Annotated in this window: 15 protein-coding genes; 9 read left to right on the top strand and 6 right to left on the bottom strand. The window is 60.7% G+C overall.

Annotated elements, in window-relative coordinates:
• Positions 1-124 precede the first annotated feature (124 nt).
• The 3 genes from BLU48_RS16440 to BLU48_RS16450 form a co-directional block, all read right to left on the bottom strand.
• Entirely contained in the window at positions 125-1783 is a 1659-nt protein-coding gene (locus BLU48_RS16440; protein WP_057022225.1) for a cation acetate symporter, read from the bottom strand.
• The gene (locus BLU48_RS16445; protein WP_057022224.1) at positions 1780-2091 is read right to left on the bottom strand and encodes a DUF485 domain-containing protein; all 312 of its coding nucleotides are present in this window, start codon (positions 2089-2091) and stop codon (positions 1780-1782) included. Before BLU48_RS16445 ends, BLU48_RS16440 begins: the two co-directional genes overlap by 4 nt.
• Before the next feature lie 261 nt (positions 2092-2352).
• Positions 2353-3204, bottom strand: a complete 852-nt coding sequence (locus BLU48_RS16450) for a glycine betaine ABC transporter substrate-binding protein (RefSeq protein ID WP_046069092.1) — start codon at positions 3202-3204, stop codon at positions 2353-2355.
• A gap of 333 nt (positions 3205-3537) precedes the next feature.
• Between BLU48_RS16450 and BLU48_RS16455 the strand changes: the two genes are divergently transcribed.
• Positions 3538-5091, top strand: coding sequence for a glycoside hydrolase family 17 protein (locus tag BLU48_RS16455; protein WP_057022247.1), 1554 nt, complete (start codon positions 3538-3540; stop codon positions 5089-5091).
• A 105-nt stretch (positions 5092-5196) separates the two neighbouring features.
• Here the strand turns inward: BLU48_RS16455 and BLU48_RS16460 are convergent, their stop codons facing one another.
• Entirely contained in the window at positions 5197-5565 is a 369-nt protein-coding gene (locus BLU48_RS16460; RefSeq protein ID WP_057022223.1) for a hypothetical protein, read from the bottom strand.
• Positions 5566-5800: 235 nt separating this feature from the next.
• Between BLU48_RS16460 and BLU48_RS16465 the strand changes: the two genes are divergently transcribed.
• Both BLU48_RS16465 and BLU48_RS16470 read left to right on the top strand, forming a co-directional pair.
• Positions 5801-7099, top strand: a complete 1299-nt coding sequence (locus tag BLU48_RS16465; protein ID WP_057014107.1) for a serine/threonine protein kinase — start codon at positions 5801-5803, stop codon at positions 7097-7099.
• Positions 7092-7880, top strand: coding sequence for an MlaA family lipoprotein (locus tag BLU48_RS16470; RefSeq protein ID WP_057022222.1), 789 nt, complete (start codon positions 7092-7094; stop codon positions 7878-7880). Before BLU48_RS16465 ends, BLU48_RS16470 begins: the two co-directional genes overlap by 8 nt.
• Positions 7881-7936: 56 nt before the next feature.
• On the opposite strand, the gene BLU48_RS16475 is transcribed toward BLU48_RS16470, so the two are convergent.
• Positions 7937-8851 (bottom strand): DUF808 domain-containing protein, encoded by a 915-nt coding sequence (locus BLU48_RS16475; RefSeq protein ID WP_057022221.1) that lies wholly within the window; start codon positions 8849-8851, stop codon positions 7937-7939.
• 134 nt (positions 8852-8985) lie between these two features.
• On the opposite strand from BLU48_RS16475, the gene BLU48_RS16480 reads away from it, so the two are divergent.
• Positions 8986-9591 carry a TetR/AcrR family transcriptional regulator gene (locus BLU48_RS16480; RefSeq protein ID WP_057014127.1) on the top strand — a complete coding sequence of 202 codons (606 nt, stop codon included), beginning with the start codon at positions 8986-8988 and terminating at the stop codon, positions 9589-9591.
• 116 nt (positions 9592-9707) lie between these two features.
• On the opposite strand, the gene BLU48_RS16485 is transcribed toward BLU48_RS16480, so the two are convergent.
• Positions 9708-10148 carry a GlcG/HbpS family heme-binding protein gene (locus BLU48_RS16485; protein ID WP_057022220.1) on the bottom strand — a complete coding sequence of 147 codons (441 nt, stop codon included), beginning with the start codon at positions 10146-10148 and terminating at the stop codon, positions 9708-9710.
• 255 nt (positions 10149-10403) lie between these two features.
• Between BLU48_RS16485 and gcl the strand changes: the two genes are divergently transcribed.
• From gcl to pyk, 5 genes are all read left to right on the top strand, one after another.
• On the top strand, positions 10404-12179 hold the full coding sequence (gene gcl / locus BLU48_RS16490; protein WP_034118907.1) for a glyoxylate carboligase: 1776 nt from the start codon (positions 10404-10406) through the stop codon (positions 12177-12179).
• Positions 12180-12189: 10 nt separating this feature from the next.
• Positions 12190-12972 carry a hydroxypyruvate isomerase gene (gene hyi / locus BLU48_RS16495; RefSeq protein WP_057022219.1) on the top strand — a complete coding sequence of 261 codons (783 nt, stop codon included), beginning with the start codon at positions 12190-12192 and terminating at the stop codon, positions 12970-12972.
• Positions 12973-13146: 174 nt separating this feature from the next.
• Positions 13147-14037, top strand: coding sequence for a 2-hydroxy-3-oxopropionate reductase (locus tag BLU48_RS16500; protein WP_057014114.1), 891 nt, complete (start codon positions 13147-13149; stop codon positions 14035-14037).
• 166 nt (positions 14038-14203) lie between these two features.
• A complete protein-coding gene (locus tag BLU48_RS16505) occupies positions 14204-15484 on the top strand; it encodes a glycerate kinase type-2 family protein (protein WP_057022218.1) in 1281 nt (426 codons plus the stop codon).
• A complete protein-coding gene (pyk, locus tag BLU48_RS16510; protein WP_057022217.1) occupies positions 15474-16889 on the top strand; it encodes a pyruvate kinase in 1416 nt (471 codons plus the stop codon). Before BLU48_RS16505 ends, pyk begins: the two co-directional genes overlap by 11 nt.
• Positions 16890-16964 lie beyond the last annotated feature (75 nt).

The raw sequence follows: 16964 nt of genomic DNA on the forward strand, positions 1-16964 counted from the left end.
TGCGAACCCAATCCAGTGTGGGAGGGGGCTTGCTCCCGATGAGGCCAACCCACCCAACACAAATCTTCAGGCAAAAAAATACCCCAGCCTTTCGACCGGGGCATTTTTCTATCCAGCTATAACCTTAGTGGTTAACCGCCCCGCTCGCCCCCAGGCCAGTCTGCGAACGCACAAACTGCGGGAAGTACAGCGCACGCTCTTTCTCTGCCGCCGCCGACTTGTCGGTGATGGAGAAGAACCAGATGCCGATGAACGCAATGATCATCGAGAACAGCGCCGGGTACTCGTACGGGAAGATGGCTTTTTCATGGTGCAGGATCGAGACCCAGATGGTCGGGCCGAGGATCATCAGGCCCACAGCACTGATCAAGCCCAGCCAGCCGCCGATCATGGCGCCACGGGTGGTGAGATTTTTCCAGTACATGGAAAGCAGCAGCACCGGGAAGTTACAGCTGGCGGCAATCGAGAACGCCAGGCCGACCATGAACGCAATGTTCTGGCTTTCGAACAGGATACCCAGGCCGATAGCCAGCACCGCCAGGGCGATGGTGGTGATCTTCGACACGCGAATCTCATCCTTCTCGTTAGCCTTGCCCTTCTTGATCACGCTGGCGTACAGGTCATGGGATACCGCCGAGGCACCGGCCAGGGTCAAGCCGGCGACCACCGCGAGGATGGTGGCGAAGGCCACGGCCGAGATAAAGCCCAGGAAGATGCTGCCACCCACCGCGTTGGCCAGGTGCACCGCCGCCATGTTGTTACCGCCGAGCAAGGCGCCTGCCGCATCCTTGAACGCCGGATTGGTGCTGACCAGCAGGATAGCGCCGAAGCCGATGATAAAGGTCAGGATATAGAAGTAGCCGATGAAGCCCGTAGCGTACAGCACGCTCTTACGCGCTTCCTTGGCGTCGCTCACAGTAAAGAAACGCATCAGGATGTGCGGCAGGCCGGCAGTACCGAACATCAGGGCCAGGCCCAGGGAGAATGCCGAGATCGGGTCTTTCACCAGGCCGCCCGGGCTCATGATCGCTTCACCTTTAGGGTGAACCTTGATCGCCTCGGAGAAAAGCATGTTGAAGTCGAAGTTGACATGCTTCATTACCATCAGTGCCATGAACGAGGCACCGGACAGCAACAGCACCGCCTTGATGATCTGCACCCAGGTGGTCGCCAGCATGCCGCCGAACAACACGTACAAGCACATCAGGATGCCGACCAGGATCACCGCCACGTGGTAGTCCAGGCCGAACAGCAGCTGGATCAGCTTGCCCGCGCCGACCATCTGCGCGATCAGGTAGAACGCCACCACCACCAACGAGCCACAGGCCGAGAGGCTGCGGATCTGGGTTTGCCCGAGGCGATAGGACGCCACGTCGGCAAAGGTGTACTTGCCCAGGTTACGCAGACGCTCGGCGATTAGGAACAGAATGATCGGCCAGCCCACCAGGAAGCCGATCGAGTAGATCAGGCCGTCGTAGCCAGAGGTAAATACCAGCGCGGAAATACCCAAAAAGGACGCCGCCGACATGTAGTCGCCGGCAATCGCCAGGCCGTTCTGGAAGCCGGTGATCTTGACGCCTGCCGCATAGTAGTCGGCCGCCGACTTGTTGCGCTTGGACGCCCAGTAGGTGATGCACAACGTCGCGCCGACAAAGGCCACGAACATCAGGATCGCTGCGATATTCAGCGGTTGCTTATGCACTTCACCGGTCAACGCATCTGCCGCCCAAACGGCGGGCGCAAAGACGCAAGCGCCGAATACAGCCAATAGACGACGGATCATTGCGCAGCCTCCTTGAGAATCGCATTGTTCAGGTCGTCGAATTCGCCGTTGGCGCGTCGCACATAGATAGCGGTGAGGATGAAGGCCGAAACAATCAGCCCGACCCCGATAGGGATGCCCCAGGTGATGGATGAACCGGGGCTGAGCTTGGCCCCCAGTACTTGCGGCCCGTAGGCGATCAACAGGATGAAACCGGAGTAAAGCCCTAGCATGATCGCCGAGAGAATCCAGGCGAACCTTTCCCTTTTCCTGACCAGCTCCTTGAAACGCGGGCTGTTTTGAATCGAGAGGTAAATGCTGTCGTTCATTGTTTTTATCCTCGCAGCACAGCTTTTTTATTATTGGAACGTATCCACTGTATGCGGCTGTGGAAAGGGTTCCAGACGACCTTAGTAGTAGATCGAGTGTAGCGAGAGTTTGCGGGGACACAGAAACATTTGAGGGAGGATGAAATCAATGTGGGAGGGGGCTTGCTCCCGATGGCGGCGGGTCAGTCAACAGTGCTCTGACTGAACAATCGCAATCGGGAGCAAGCCCCCTCCCACAGGGTATTGCATCAAAAGTGAGGGTTATTTAGCGGTCCACTCAGCGACGCGCTCAGGGTGCTTGGCCACCCAATCCTTGGCCGCCGCATCAGGCTTGGCGCCTTCCTGGATCGCGAGCATGACTTCGCCAATCTCATCCTTGGAGGCCCACTGGAATTTCTTCAGGAAAGCCGCCACTTCCGGTGCTTTTTTCTCCAGGCCCTTGCTGCCGATGCTGTTGACGGTTTCAGCAGCACCATAAATCCCTTTAGGGTCGTCCAGGAAACGCAGTTTCCACTTGGCAAACATCCAGTGCGGCACCCAACCGGTCACGGCAATGGAGTCCTGCTTGTCTTCGGCACGGGTCAGTTCGGCGATCATCGCCGCGCCCGAGCTGGCTTGCAGCTTGTAGTCCAGGCCATATTGCTTGATAGCTTCGTCGGTCTTGAGCATTACGCCTGAACCGGCGTCGATGCCGACGATCTTGTTCTTGAAGGTGGTATCGGTCTTGAGGTCTTCAATGGATTTGGCCTTGACGTACTCCGGTACGATCAGGCCGATCTTCGCATCCTTGAAGTTGGGGCCGTAGTCGACCACCTTGTCTTTGTTCTTGGCCCAGTATTCGCCGTGGGTCACGGGTAGCCAGGCGGAGAGCATGGCATCGAGTTTGCCGGTGGCGACGCCCTGCCACATGATCCCGGTGGCGACGGCTTGCAGCTTCACGTCGTAGCCAAGTTTTTCCCTGATAACTTCTGCCGCCACATGGGTGGTAGCCACGCTGTCGGACCAACCGTCCACGTAGCCGAGGCTCAGGGTCTTGCTGTCGGCGCTGGCCAGTGTGGAGCCCATCGCAACTACCAACGTGGCAGCTGCGCCCAAGAGTCGTCGCATCTTCATAGTACTTCCCCGAAAGTGCTGCGCCCGACGGATGCCGAGCGACGTCAAACTGTTGTTATAGGGTGCACCGCGCCTCCTTCACGCGCATCGATCCGGTTGCCCAAGACATCAGTGGAGTTCTGACCCTTCGATAATCAACCTGCCGGGTCCATGGACCTGCTCTGCCAGCGACCTCGGCTGAGCAAGAAACGACATCACATAGCCAGCAGGAGACTTCCTACAAATTGACGCCAGAATCCCGCCCGAACTTTGCATGTCAAAATCATGCAGCTCCACTGAAAGGAGTCAATTGCGGGTAAGATGCGCGCCTTTGCTCCCCCAGATAAGCTGACCATGCCCGCGACTGCCCGCTTCCCTGCCCTGCCCTATTTCCTTGCCTTGACCCTCGGCCTGCTTGCTCTTGTCGGCTATTGGTACGGCCTCGGCCGGCCGGTGGTGTTGCCGGACGTCGCCAGCGCCAGCCACAAGATGCAATGTGCCTCCTATACGCCGTTCGACAAGGACCAATCGCCCTTCGACCAGCCGTTCAAGCTGCGCCCCGAGCGTATGGACGCCGACCTGGCGCTGCTTGCCACACGCTTTGAATGCATTCGCACCTACTCAATGACGGGCCTGGAGTCCTTGCCGGACCTGGCGCGCAAGCATGGGTTGAAGGTGATGGCCGGGGCCTGGGTCAGCAGCGATCCAGTGGCGACCGAGAAAGAAATCAACGAGCTGATCGCTGCTGCCAACGCCAATCCTGACATCGTCACCTCAGTGATCGTCGGCAACGAAGCCCTGTTGCGCAAGGAAGTGACCGCCAAGCAATTGGTGGCGCTGATTCAAACAGTCAAAAGCCAGATCAAACAGCCGGTCACCTATGCCGATGTCTGGGAGTTCTGGCTGCAACACCCGGAAATCGCCCCGGCGGTGGATTTCCTCACCATTCACCTGCTGCCGTACTGGGAAGATGACCCGTCCGGCATCGACCAGGCGCTCAAGCACGTGGGCGATGTGCGCCAGACCTTCGGCCACCAGTTCGCGCCCAAGGACATCGTGATCGGCGAAACCGGCTGGCCCAGCGAAGGCCGCCAGCGCGAAACCGCCGTGCCAAGCCGGGTCAATGAGGCCAAGTTCATGCGTGGCTTCGTGGCCATGGCCGAAGCCAATGGCTGGCGCTACAACCTGATCGAAGCCTTTGACCAACCGTGGAAACGTGCGAGTGAAGGTGCCGTCGGCGGTTACTGGGGACTGTTCGATGCAGACCGGCAGGACAAAGCCATCCTCGCCGGCCCCGTGACCAATGTGCCGTACTGGCCGCTGTGGCTGGGCGTCGGCGGGCTCATCCTGCTCGGCACCCTGGTGCTCGGTGGCCGTGTGCGCAGCCCGCGCTCGGCGCTGATGCTGCCCTTGCTGGGCGCCGTTGCAGCCTGCTCCATTGGCACCTGGGCCGAACTGACCCGTGTCACCGCACGCTTCAACGATGAGTGGGTATGGGCCGGTTTGCTGGTGGTATTGAACCTGCTGGTGCTGGCCCACACCGCCCTGGCCCTCAGCGCCCGCGACGGCTGGCGCGCGCGAGCGTTCGACTGGCTGGAGCAACGCGCCGGTTGGCTGGTGGCGATTGCCGGGTTTGCGGGGGCGGTAATGATGCTGGCGCTGGTGTTTGACCCGCGTTACCGCAGCTTCCCGAGCGCGGCGCTGGTGCTGCCGGCCCTGGTGTACCTGGTGCGCCCGGTAACCGGGCCGCGTCGGGAGATTGCGTTGCTGGCCTTCATTATCGGTACCGGCGTTGCGCCGCAGTTGTACCGCGAAGGGCTATTGAATCAGCAGGCCTGGGGTTGGGCAGTGGTCAGCGTGCTGATGGTTGCAGCTTTGTGGCGTTGCTTGCGGGTGCGCAAGGCTTAACACTGGCATCGGGAGCAAGCCCCCTCCCACACTTGACCGTATTCACAAATAGAAATATGTGAACCCAATCAATTGTGGGAGGGGGCCTGCTCCCGATTGGCCACATCAGGCGCCCCGAGGCTTCCTGACCAACCGCAACCCCGCAATCACCACCGCGAACACCGCAAACGTGGTGTTGTACAACGCCAGCGCCGGTAACCCGAACACCATCCCCAGCACCGCCAAAGCCCACCCCGCACGCCCCGGCACGAAAAACGCCAGCACCGACGTGATCAACGCCGCCCAGCCCAGCACCTTGAAGTGAATCATCAACCCCAGGTTGGCACGCACCTGGCACTCCCAGCGGCTGGCCTCATCAGCGCAGATGCCGACCCACTGCCCATCTTCCATAAACCCGTAACGTGCGGCATAACTGGCGCCCAGCCACAACGGCAGGGCAATAAGCAGCAAAATCAACGGCAAGCGGCGGGACATGGGGCACTCCGATAGGCAAAAACGGCGCTCAGCTTAATCCCACCGCGGCCGTTAGCAAGGTGTTCGCGCAGATATCTGTTCAACATAGCCTGGCAAAGTGTATCGTCTGCCAACTATTACCCCCGATTCCGACGCTTTTTCCGACTTTTCGTGCCGCAGGCTGGCACTTCGGTGGCAACGCGGTGGTCATAGCCTGCGAACTTCATTCAGCACGTTTCCTCTTAGGGATTAAGTCATGCTCCGTTCCTTGCGCTGCGCTGCCTTGCTGGGCAGCCTATTTTTGAGTGCGTCAGCACTGGCCGTCGATATCGACCAGGCCAGCTATGGCTACCCTTTGACCAACCCGTTCGAAGCGACCATCGCCACCACGCCTCCCGATCTTCGGCCAACCTTGCCGACCGATGACGAGATCAATCAATCCGACTACACCCTGAATATGCGCCCCGAGCGCGAGTTCAGCCTGCCCGACAACTTCTGGGCGGTGAAGAAACTCACCTACCGCATCGCCAAGCAGGACCGCGCCGCACCGCTGATCTTCCTGATCGCCGGCACCGGTGCGCGGTTTGACAGCAGCATCAACGAATACCTGAAGAAGCTGTATTACCAGGCCGGCTACCATGTGGTGCAGTTGTCATCGCCCACCAGCTTCGACTTCATCAGCGCCGCCTCGCGCTTCGCCACCCCGGGTATCACCCAGGAAGACGCCGAAGACATGTACCGCGTGATGCAAGCCGTGCGCGCGCAGAACGCCTCGCTGCCGGTCACCGACTTCTACCTCACCGGCTATAGCCTGGGCGCGCTGGATGCAGCGTTCGTCAGCAAGCTCGACGAGACACGCCGCACCTTCAACTTCAAGAAAGTGCTGCTGCTCAACCCGCCGGTCAATCTCTACACCTCGATCACCAACCTCGACAAGCTGGTACAGACCGAGGTCAAGGGCATCAACAACACCACCACCTTCTATGAACTGGTGTTAAGCAAGCTGACCCGCTACTTCCAGCAAAAAGGCTACATCGACCTCAACGACGCGCTGCTGTATGACTTCCAACAGTCCAAACAGCACCTGAGCAACGAACAGATGGCCATGTTGATCGGCACCTCGTTCCGCTTCTCGGCGGCCGACATCGCCTTTACCTCGGACCTGATCAACCGCCGCGGCCTGATCATCCCGCCTAAATACCCGATCACCGAAGGCACCAGCCTCACGCCGTTCCTCAAGCGTGCCCTGCAATGCGACTTCGACTGCTACCTCACCGAACAAGTGATCCCGATGTGGCGCGCCCGTTCCGACGGCGGCAGCCTGCTGCAGCTGGTTGACCAAGTCAGCCTGTACGCTCTCAAGGACTACCTGCGCGACAGCCCGAAAATCGCCGTGATGCACAACGCCGACGACGTGATCCTCGGCCCGGGCGACCTGGGTTTCCTGCGTAAAACCTTCGGCGATCGCTTGACCGTCTACCCGCTGGGCGGCCACTGCGGCAACCTCAATTACCGCGTCAACGCCGACGCCATGCTGGAGTTCTTCCGTGGCTAAATATCTTCTGCTGCTTGCCGCACTGATGTGCGCAGGCGTGGCCAATGCCGACAACAGCAAGGCCCATGAACCGGTCAAGGTCGGTGCCGACGGTTTCAAGGAGCCGCTGACCAAACTCAAGTTCAACCCCGGCCTGGACCAGCGCGAGTTCGAACGCTCCTCGCTGACCGCCCTCAACGTGTATGACCCGCTGGAGTCGTGGAACCGCCGCGTGTACCACTTCAACTACCGCTTCGATCAGTGGGTGTTCCTGCCGGTAGTCGACGGTTACCGCTATGTCACGCCAAGCTTCCTGCGCACCGGCGTGAGCAATTTCTTCAACAATCTGGGCGACGTGCCCAACCTGTTGAACAGCCTGCTGCAACTCAAGGGCCACCGCTCCCTGGAAACCACCGGGCGCCTGCTGGTCAACACCACCATCGGCATCGCCGGCCTGTGGGACCCGGCCACCGCCATGGGCCTGCCGCGCCAGAGTGAAGACTTCGGCCAGACCCTGGGCTTCTACGGCGTACCCGGCGGCGCCTACGTGGTCCTGCCGATCTTTGGCCCGTCGAACCTGCGCGACACCACCGGCCTGCTGGTGGATTACAGCGCAGAGTCGCAGATCAACTTCCTCAACGTCTCCGAAGTCAGCTCCAACCACCCGGAAATCTGGGCCCTGCGCGCGGTAGACAAGCGCTACCAGACCAGCTTCCGCTATGGTCAGATGAACTCGCCGTTCGAGTATGAGAAGGTGCGGTATATCTATACGGAGTCGCGTAAGTTGCAGATTGCCGAGTAAACCAAGCGTCATAAAAAAGGCCATTCGATTGAATGGCCTTTTTTGTGTCCGCAAGGTCAAGCCCTGATTGCTTTCCAGCTTTTGCCAACCACACTGACCAACGCCAACACAGCGGCCCCGGCAATAATCCCCGCCACCGCATTCAGCAACGTCGGCATCAACCACGCCAGCGCCCCCGTACTCTGGCTTACCGATTCAATCCAGTGATGCACCGCCGGCACGCCATGGGTCAGGATGCCGCCACCGACCATGAACATCGCCGCCGTGCCGATCACCGACAGGCTTTTCATCATGTACGGCGCGGCGCGCAAAATGGCACCGCCGATACGGCGTGCCACCTGGCCCGGCTTCTGGGTCAACCACAGCCCCAGGTCGTCAAGCTTGACGATACCCGCCACCAGCCCATACACACCCACGGTCATGACGATCGCAATGCCCGACAGCACCACCACCTGCTGCATCAACGGTGCGTCGGCCACGGCGCCCAGGGTGATGGCGATGATTTCTGCAGAGAGGATAAAGTCGGTGCGGATCGCGCCTTTGATCTTGTCCTTTTCAAAGGCCACCAGGTCGGTGGCCGGGTCGGCCACGGCTTCGACCAATTGCGCGTGCTCGGCCTGGTCCTCGGCCTTGCTGTGCAGGAATTTATGCGCCAGTTTCTCGAAGCCTTCGAAACACAGGTAGGCACCACCGAGCATCAACAATGGCGTCACCGCCCAGGGCGCGAAGGCGCTGATCAACAGCGCGGTAGGCACCAGGATCAACTTGTTGATAAACGAGCCCTTGGCCACCGCCCACACCACCGGGATTTCCCGCTCGGCGCGCACCCCGGAGACCTGCTGGGCATTGAGCGCCAGGTCGTCACCCAGCACACCGGCGGTCTTCTTCGCCGCCATTTTTGTCATCAGGGCGACGTCATCGAGTACCGCGGCGATATCGTCGATCAACACCAATAAGCTGCTTCCTGCCATGAATCAAGTATCCGTAAGGGGGAGATCGGGCGAGCATAGCGCGGCGCAAGGCGTTATGGGCAGATTGTTGAGGCCCGCGGATGGCCGGTGCTACCATGCGCAACCGCCTGTCATGGCAAGGAAACCTCTGGTTTATGAGCAGCATTCGCGAGCGCAACAAAGAAAAAATCCTGCGGGCGGCAAGCGAGGAGTTTGCCGACAAGGGCTTCGCCGCGACCAAGACCAGCGACATCGCCGCCAAGGCCGGGCTGCCCAAGCCCAACGTCTATTACTACTTCAAGTCCAAGGACAACCTCTACCGCGAGGTGCTCGAAAGCATTATCGAGCCGATCCTGGCCGCCTCCACGCCGTTCAACCCCGACGGCGAGCCCAAGGAAGTGCTGAGCAACTACATCCGCTCGAAAATCCGCATTTCCCGTGACCTGCCATTTGCCTCCAAGGTGTTTGCCAGCGAAATCATGCACGGCGCCCCGCACTTGAGCACCGAGCAGGTTGAACAGCTCAACGCCCAGGCCAAGCACAATATCGATTGCATTCAGAACTGGGTGGATCGTGGGTTGATTGCGGCTATCGACCCTAATCACCTGATGTTCAGCATCTGGGCGGCGACCCAGACCTATGCGGACTTTGACTGGCAGATCTCGGCCGTGACCGGCAAAGCCAAGTTGGATGAAGCCGATTATGAGGCGGCGGCGCAGACGATTATCCGGTTGGTGCTCAAGGGGTGTGAACCGGACTGATAGACCGCAGTGTCTGTACCAATCGGGGGCAAGCCCCCTTCCACATTTTTTGATGTGAACGCTGTCAAATTGTGGGAGGGGGTTTGCCCCCGATTGGCCCTAACAGTCACACAGGATCAGGCAGACACCCCCGCATCCGCCATTAACCCCAATCCCTCAATCGCCGTGATCGCACACTGCTCATCAATATCCGACGTATCCCCGGTGATTCCAATCGCTCCCAACACCAATCCCGACTGATCCCGTATCAACACCCCACCCGGCGCCGGCACCACGCTGCCCTGCCCCAGGCTGTTCAACGCCGCGATAAATGCCGGGCGCTGCTGCGCGTCCAGCGCCAGCAAACGTGAACCCTTACCCAGAGCTATGGCCCCCCAGGCCTTGCCGATGGCGATTTGCGGGCGCAGCAGGCTAGCGCCGTCTTCGCGTTGCAAGGTGATCAAGTGCCCTCCGCTGTCGAGTACTGCAATGGTCAGCGGCGCTGCAGAAATCGTGCGGCCTGCGGCGATGGCCTGGCCGGCCAATTGGGTGGCGAGTTTCAAGGTTAAAGCGCTCATGGTGCCGTCCTTCTTTTGTTATTGGAAAGCGGTGGAGTTCTGTTTGATCAGATGCTCGATTAAACAAATAGAACACAATGATGTTTATTTTTGTATACAATATTTTCAAACAAAGTCTCCGTACGTCGAAAAAAGCCATTCCGATAGACGCATAGGCCCGTTCATAAAATGCATTGACCTGCGCAGCCCGCCGTGAATACACTTTGTACCGACACCAATTGTATACAATTACAAAACGCAAGAGGCACCAAAATCATGAGCAAAATGAGAGCAATCGAAGCCGCCGTCCTGGTGATGCGCCGTGAAGGTGTGGATACCGCCTTCGGTATCCCAGGCGCTGCGATCAACCCGCTGTATTCGGCCTTGCAGAAGGTGGGCGGCATCGATCACGTCCTTGCTCGCCATGTTGAAGGCGCCTCGCACATGGCCGAGGGCTACACCCGCACCAAGGCCGGTAATATCGGCGTGTGCATCGGCACCTCTGGGCCAGCGGGCACCGACATGGTCACCGGCTTGTACAGCGCCTCGGCCGATTCGATCCCGATCCTGTGCATCACCGGGCAAGCCCCCCGCGCTCGCATGCACAAGGAAGACTTCCAGGCCGTGGACATCACCAGCATCGTCAAGCCGGTGACCAAGTGGGCGACCACCGTGCTGGAACCAGGCCAAGTGCCCTACGCGTTCCAGAAAGCCTTTTATGAAATGCGCTCCGGCCGTCCAGGTCCGGTGCTGATCGACTTGCCATTCGACGTGCAAATGGCCGAGATCGAGTTCGATATCGATGCCTACCAACCGCTGCCCCTGGCCAAGCCGTTGGCCACGCGTATCCAGGTCGAAAAAGCCCTGGCCCTGCTCGACCAGGCTGAGCGCCCATTGCTGGTCAGTGGCGGTGGCGTGATCAACGCCGACGCCAGTGAGTTGCTGGTGGAGTTCGCTGAATTGACTGGCATCCCAGTGATCCCGACCCTGATGGGCTGGGGTACCATTCCCGACGATCACCCGCTGATGGTGGGTATGGTCGGCCTGCAAACTTCCCACCGTTATGGCAACGCGACGATGCTCAAGTCGGACGTGGTGCTGGGTATCGGCAACCGCTGGGCCAACCGCCACACCGGTTCGGTGGAGGTCTACACCGAAGGGCGCAAATTCATCCACGTCGACATCGAGCCGACGCAGATTGGCCGCGTGTTCACCCCGGACCTGGGCATCGTTTCCGATGCCGGCAGCGCACTGACGATGTTTATCGAAGTGGCCCGCGAATGGAAAGCCGCCGGCAAGCTCAAGGACCGCAGCGCCTGGTTGCATGACTGCCAGCAGCGCAAAGCCACCCTGCACCGCAAGACCCACTTCGACAACGTGCCGGTCAAGCCGCAACGGGTGTACGAAGAGATGAACCAGGTGTTCGGCAAAGACACCTGCTACGTCAGCACCATCGGCCTGTCGCAGATTGCCGGCGCGCAATTCCTGCATGTCTACAAGCCACGCCACTGGATCAACTGCGGCCAGGCCGGCCCGTTGGGCTGGACCATTCCCGCGGCGCTGGGCGTGGTCAAGGCCGACCCGAGCCGCAAGGTAGTGGCGTTGTCGGGCGACTATGACTTCCAGTTCATGATCGAAGAACTGGCGGTGGGCGCGCAATTCAAGCTGCCGTACATCCACGTAGTGGTAAACAACTCGTACCTGGGGCTGATCCGCCAGGCCCAGCGCGGATTTGAAATGGACTATTGCGTGCAGCTGTCCTTCGACAACCTCAATGCCCCGGAGCTCAACGGCTATGGCGTCGACCATGTGGCCGTCGCCGAGGGCCTGGGTTGCAAGGCCCTGCGCGTGTTCGAGCCAGGGCAGATCCAGCCGGCCCTGCGCCGCGCCCAGGAAATGATCGAAGAATTCAAGGTGCCGGTGATCGTTGAGATTATTCTGGAACGGGTGACCAATATTTCCATGGGCACCGAAATCAACGCCGTCAATGAATTCGAAGACCTGGCCCTGGTCGGCAACGATGCGCCGACCGCCATTTCCCTGCTCGATTAAGGAGAACCCTATGCCGCGCTTTGCCGCCAACCTGTCCATGCTGTTCACCGAACAGGACTTCCTTGCTCGCTTCAAGGCAGCCGCCGACGCCGGCTTCGAAGGTGTGGAATACCTGTTCCCGTATGAGTTCAGCTCCGCCGAGATCAAGGCGCAGCTCGATGCCAACGGCCTGAGCCAAGTGCTGTTCAACTTGCCGGCCGGCGACTGGGCCAAGGGCGAGCGTGGCCTGGCCTGTCACCCGGACCGGGTCGAGGAGTTCCGTGCCGGGGTCAAGCTGGCTATCGCCTACGCCCAGGTACTGGGTAACACCCAGATCAACTGCCTGGCGGGTATCCGTCCACAGGGCGTGGACGACGAAACCCTGGAAAAGACCTTTGTCGCCAATCTCAAGTACGCCGCCGACAAGCTGCAAGCAGCGGGCATCAAGCTGGTGATGGAGATGATCAACACCCGTGACATCCCGGGCTTCTACCTGAATAACACGGCCCAGGCCCTGTCGATTCGCGAGCAGGTGGGCAGTGACAACCTGTTCCTGCAATACGACATCTATCACATGCAAATCATGGAAGGCGACCTGGCACGGACCATGGCGGCGCACCTGGGGCAGATCAACCATATCCAGCTGGCGGACAACCCGGGGCGCAATGAGCCGGGGACTGGGGAGATCAACTATCGCTTCCTGTTCGAGCATCTGGACCGCATTGGCTACACGGGTTGGGTTGGCTGTGAGTACAAGCCCTTGACCACCACCGAAGCAGGTTTGGGCTGGCTCAAGACCCATAACGCGCTCTAACACACACCGCCTAACCCCTGTGGGAGGGGGCTTGCTCCCGATAGCAATCTTTCATTCAACAGGTGTGTCGACTGATGCACCGCTATCGGGAGCAAGCCCCCTCCCACATTGGACCTGATGTGTCTGGCAGACCTCAACAAGTCTGCCTACCGAATAAAAAAGAGGATTTTGATCATGGCTAAAATCGGATTTATCGGCACCGGCATCATGGGCCAGCCTATGGCCGCCAACCTGCAGAAAGCAGGGCACCAACTGTTTCTCTCCGAGCATCACGGCAAGGCCCCGCAAGCGCTGATCGACGCTGGCGCCATCGCCCTGGCCAACCCGCAGCAAGTCGCGCAAGAAGCCGAATTCATCATCGTCATGGTGCCGGACACCCCACAGGTCGAAGACGTGCTGTTGCGCGCCGACGGCGTGGCCGCCGGCCTGTCGCCGAACAAAGTGGTGATCGACATGAGTTCGATCTCCCCCACCGCCACCAAGGCGTTCGCGGCGAAGATCAACGAGACCGGCGCGCAGTATCTGGACGCACCGGTGTCCGGCGGTGAAGTCGGCGCCAAGGCCGGCACCTTGAGCATCATGATCGGTGGCGAACCGCAGACCTTCGAACGTGCATTGCCGCTGTTCCAGGCCATGGGCAAGAACATCACCCTCGTGGGCGGTAACGGCGATGGCCAGACCGCCAAGGTCGCCAACCAGATCATCGTTGCACTGAACATCCAGGCGGTGGCCGAAGCGCTGCTTTTCGCCTCCAAGAACGGCGCCGACCCGGCCAAGGTGCGGGAAGCGCTGATGGGCGGCTTTGCGTCGTCGAAGATCCTGGAAGTGCATGGCGAACGCATGATCAAGGGGACTTTCGACCCGGGCTTTCGCATCAACCTGCACCAGAAGGACCTGAACCTGGCCTTGGCCGGCGCCAAGGAACTGGGGATCAACCTGCCGAATACCGCCGGCACCCAGCAAGTGTTCAGCACCTGCACGGCCATTGGCGGCGGTAACTGGGACCACTCGGCGCTGATCAAGGGTCTGGAGCATATGGCCAATTTCTCGATTCGCGATAAATAACCCATCTTGGAATGTAATCCAGTGTGGGAGGGGGCTTGCTCCCGATAGCAATCTGTCATTCAACCACTATGTCGACTGATGCACCGCTATCGGGAGCAAGCCCCCTCCCACATTTTGATTGCGTTCCAAGTCCCAATGCTAATAACAAGAATCCGGGAGCCCGCTTATGTCGGTCGATCCGCAACACCTGCTTCGCGAGCTGTTTGCCACAGCCATCGACGCCGCCCATCCCCGGCAAGCCCTTGAACCTTACCTCCCCGCCGACCGCAGTGGCCGGGTAATCGTGATCGGCGCCGGCAAGGCCGCGGCCGCCATGGCCCTGGTCGTGGAAAATTGCTGGCAGGGCGAAGTGTCGGGCCTGGTGGTCACCCGCTACGGCCACGGCGCGCCGTGCCAGAAAATCGAGGTGGTCGAAGCGGCCCACCCGGTCCCCGACGCTGCCGGCCTGGCCGTGGCCCAGCGCGTGCTGGAGTTGATCAGCCACCTGACCGAAGACGACCGCGTGATCTTCCTGCTTTCCGGCGGTGGCTCCGCATTGCTGGCCCTGCCGGCCGAAGGCATCAGCCTGGCCGACAAGCAAGCCATCAATAAAGCCCTGCTCAAATCCGGCGCCACCATCGGCGAGATGAATTGCGTGCGCAAACACCTCTCGGCGATCAAGGGCGGGCGCTTGGCCAAGGCGGCCTGGCCGGCCACCGTATACACCTACGCGATTTCCGATGTGCCGGGCGATCAGGCAACGGTGATCGCCTCCGGCCCTACCGTCGGCGACCCCAGCACCTCGCAGCAGGCCCTGGGGATTCTCAAGCGCTACGGCATCGACGCCCCCGCCTCGGTGCGCATCTGGCTGCAAAACCCCGACTCGGAAACGGTCAAGCCCGGCGACCCGGTACTTGCCCGCAGCCACTTCCAATTGATCGCCCGCCCCCAGCAATCCCTGGAAGCGGTAGCCGTGAAAGTACGTCAGGCCGGGTTCAGCCCGCTGATCCTCGGCGACCTGGAAGGTGAAGCGCGGGAGGTGGCCAAGGTACATGCCGGTATCGCCCGGCAGATCGTCCAGCACGGCCAGCCATTGGCGGCGCCCTGTGTGATCCTGTCCGGCGGCGAGACCACCGTCACCGTGCGCGGCGATGGCCGAGGCGGGCGCAATGCGGAATTCCTGCTCAGCCTCACCGACAGCCTCAAGGGCCTGCCCGGCGTGTACGCCCTGGCCGGCGACACCGATGGCATCGACGGCTCGGAAGACAACGCGGGCGCCATCATGACCCCCAGCAGCTACGCCCGCGCAGAGGCCTTGGGCCTGTCGGCCAGCGACGAGTTGGACAACAACAACGGCTACGGCTATTTCGCCGCCCTGGGCGACTTGATCGTCACCGAGCCGACCCGTACCAACGTCAACGACTTCCGTGCCATCCTGATCCTTGAGACTGCCAAACATGACGCCTGATAAGAAGGTCAAGATCCTCGCCACCCTGGGCCCGGCCACCGACAGTATCGATGACATCCTTGAGCTGGTGCAGGCCGGGGTGAATATCTTCCGTCTCAACTTCAGTCACGGCGAACACGCCGACCATGCCCAGCGCTACCAGTGGATTCGCCAGGTAGAGCGCCAGTTGAACTACCCACTGGGCATCCTCATGGACCTGCAAGGACCAAAGCTGCGGGTCGGGCGTTTTGCCGAGGGCAAGGTGCAGTTGATTCGCGGCCAGGCCCTGCGCCTGGACCTGGACCCGACGCCCGGCGACCAGCGCCGCGTCAACTTGCCCCATCCGGAAATCATCGCAGCCCTTGAACCGGGCATGGACTTGCTGCTCGATGACGGCAAGCTGCGCCTGCGCGTGATTACCAAGCATGCCGACGCCATCGACACCACGGTGCTCAATGGCGGCGAGCTGTCCGACCGCAAAGGCGTAAACGTCCCACAAGCTTTGTTGGAACTCAGCCCGCTCACCGCCAAAGATCGCCGCGACTTGAGCTTCGGCCTGGAACTGGGCGTGGACTGGGTGGCACTGTCGTTTGTACAGCGCCCGGAAGACATCCGCGAGGCCCGCGAGCTGATTGGCGACAAGGCGTTCCTGATGGCCAAGATCGAGAAGCCCTCGGCCGTGCAGCGCCTGCAGGAAATTGCCGAGCTGAGCGATGCGATCATGGTAGCCAGAGGCGACCTGGGCGTGGAAGTACCGGCCGAAAGCGTGCCGCAGATCCAGAAAGACATCATCAGCACGTGTCGTCAATTGGGCAAGCCGGTGGTGGTGGCCACGCAGATGCTTGAGTCCATGCGTTTCTCCCCGGCGCCGACCCGTGCCGAAGTCACCGATGTCGCCAACGCCGTGGCCGAGGGTGCGGACGCGGTGATGCTGTCGGCGGAAACCGCGTCGGGCGATTATCCGCTGGAAGCCGTGCAGATGATGAGCAAGATCATCCGCCAGGTGGAAAACGGCCCGGACTACCAGGCGCAACTGGACGTCAGCCGGCCCAAGGCGGATGCCACGGTGTCGGACGCCATCAGCTGTGCGATCCGGCGCATCAGCAGCATCCTGCCGGTGGCGGTGCTGGTGAACTACAGCGAGTCGGGCAGTTCCAGCTTGCGCGCCGCACGGGAACGGCCGGTGGCACCGATCCTCAACCTCACGCCGAACCTGTCCACGGCGCGGCGCTTGAGCGTGGCGTGGGGCGTGCACTCGGTGGTCAATGACCGTCTGCGCCAGGTGGATGAGGTGTGTTCCACCGCGTTGGAAATCGCCCAGGCTCAGGGTATGGCGCAACGCGGGGATACCTTGGTGATTACCGCGGGGGTGCCGTTTGGGCAGCCGGGGTCGACCAATTCGTTGCGCATCGAGACATTGATTTAGCGTCTGTAAGGGCCCCATCGGGGGCAAGCCCTCTCCCACATTGGACTGCATTTCAACCTGTGGGAGGGGCTTGCC

It is taken from the genome of Pseudomonas synxantha, assembly GCF_900105675.1.
In the GTDB taxonomy this organism is placed as follows: Bacteria; Pseudomonadota; Gammaproteobacteria; order Pseudomonadales; family Pseudomonadaceae; genus Aquipseudomonas; species Aquipseudomonas synxantha.

Coding starts and splice junctions, on each gene's coding strand:
- hyi (WP_057022219.1), top strand. CDS start 12,190: ATGCCGCGCTTTGCCGCCAACCTGTCCATGCTGTTCACCGAACAGGAC.
- BLU48_RS16460 (WP_057022223.1), bottom strand. CDS start 5,565: ATGTCCCGCCGCTTGCCGTTGATTTTGCTGCTTATTGCCCTGCCGTTG.
- pyk (WP_057022217.1), top strand. CDS start 15,474: ATGACGCCTGATAAGAAGGTCAAGATCCTCGCCACCCTGGGCCCGGCC.
- BLU48_RS16445 (WP_057022224.1), bottom strand. CDS start 2,091: ATGAACGACAGCATTTACCTCTCGATTCAAAACAGCCCGCGTTTCAAG.
- BLU48_RS16485 (WP_057022220.1), bottom strand. CDS start 10,148: ATGAGCGCTTTAACCTTGAAACTCGCCACCCAATTGGCCGGCCAGGCC.
- BLU48_RS16450 (WP_046069092.1), bottom strand. CDS start 3,204: ATGAAGATGCGACGACTCTTGGGCGCAGCTGCCACGTTGGTAGTTGCG.
- BLU48_RS16455 (WP_057022247.1), top strand. CDS start 3,538: ATGCCCGCGACTGCCCGCTTCCCTGCCCTGCCCTATTTCCTTGCCTTG.
- BLU48_RS16500 (WP_057014114.1), top strand. CDS start 13,147: ATGGCTAAAATCGGATTTATCGGCACCGGCATCATGGGCCAGCCTATG.
- BLU48_RS16440 (WP_057022225.1), bottom strand. CDS start 1,783: ATGATCCGTCGTCTATTGGCTGTATTCGGCGCTTGCGTCTTTGCGCCC.
- BLU48_RS16465 (WP_057014107.1), top strand. CDS start 5,801: ATGCTCCGTTCCTTGCGCTGCGCTGCCTTGCTGGGCAGCCTATTTTTG.
- gcl (WP_034118907.1), top strand. CDS start 10,404: ATGAGCAAAATGAGAGCAATCGAAGCCGCCGTCCTGGTGATGCGCCGT.
- BLU48_RS16480 (WP_057014127.1), top strand. CDS start 8,986: ATGAGCAGCATTCGCGAGCGCAACAAAGAAAAAATCCTGCGGGCGGCA.
- BLU48_RS16475 (WP_057022221.1), bottom strand. CDS start 8,851: ATGGCAGGAAGCAGCTTATTGGTGTTGATCGACGATATCGCCGCGGTA.
- BLU48_RS16505 (WP_057022218.1), top strand. CDS start 14,204: ATGTCGGTCGATCCGCAACACCTGCTTCGCGAGCTGTTTGCCACAGCC.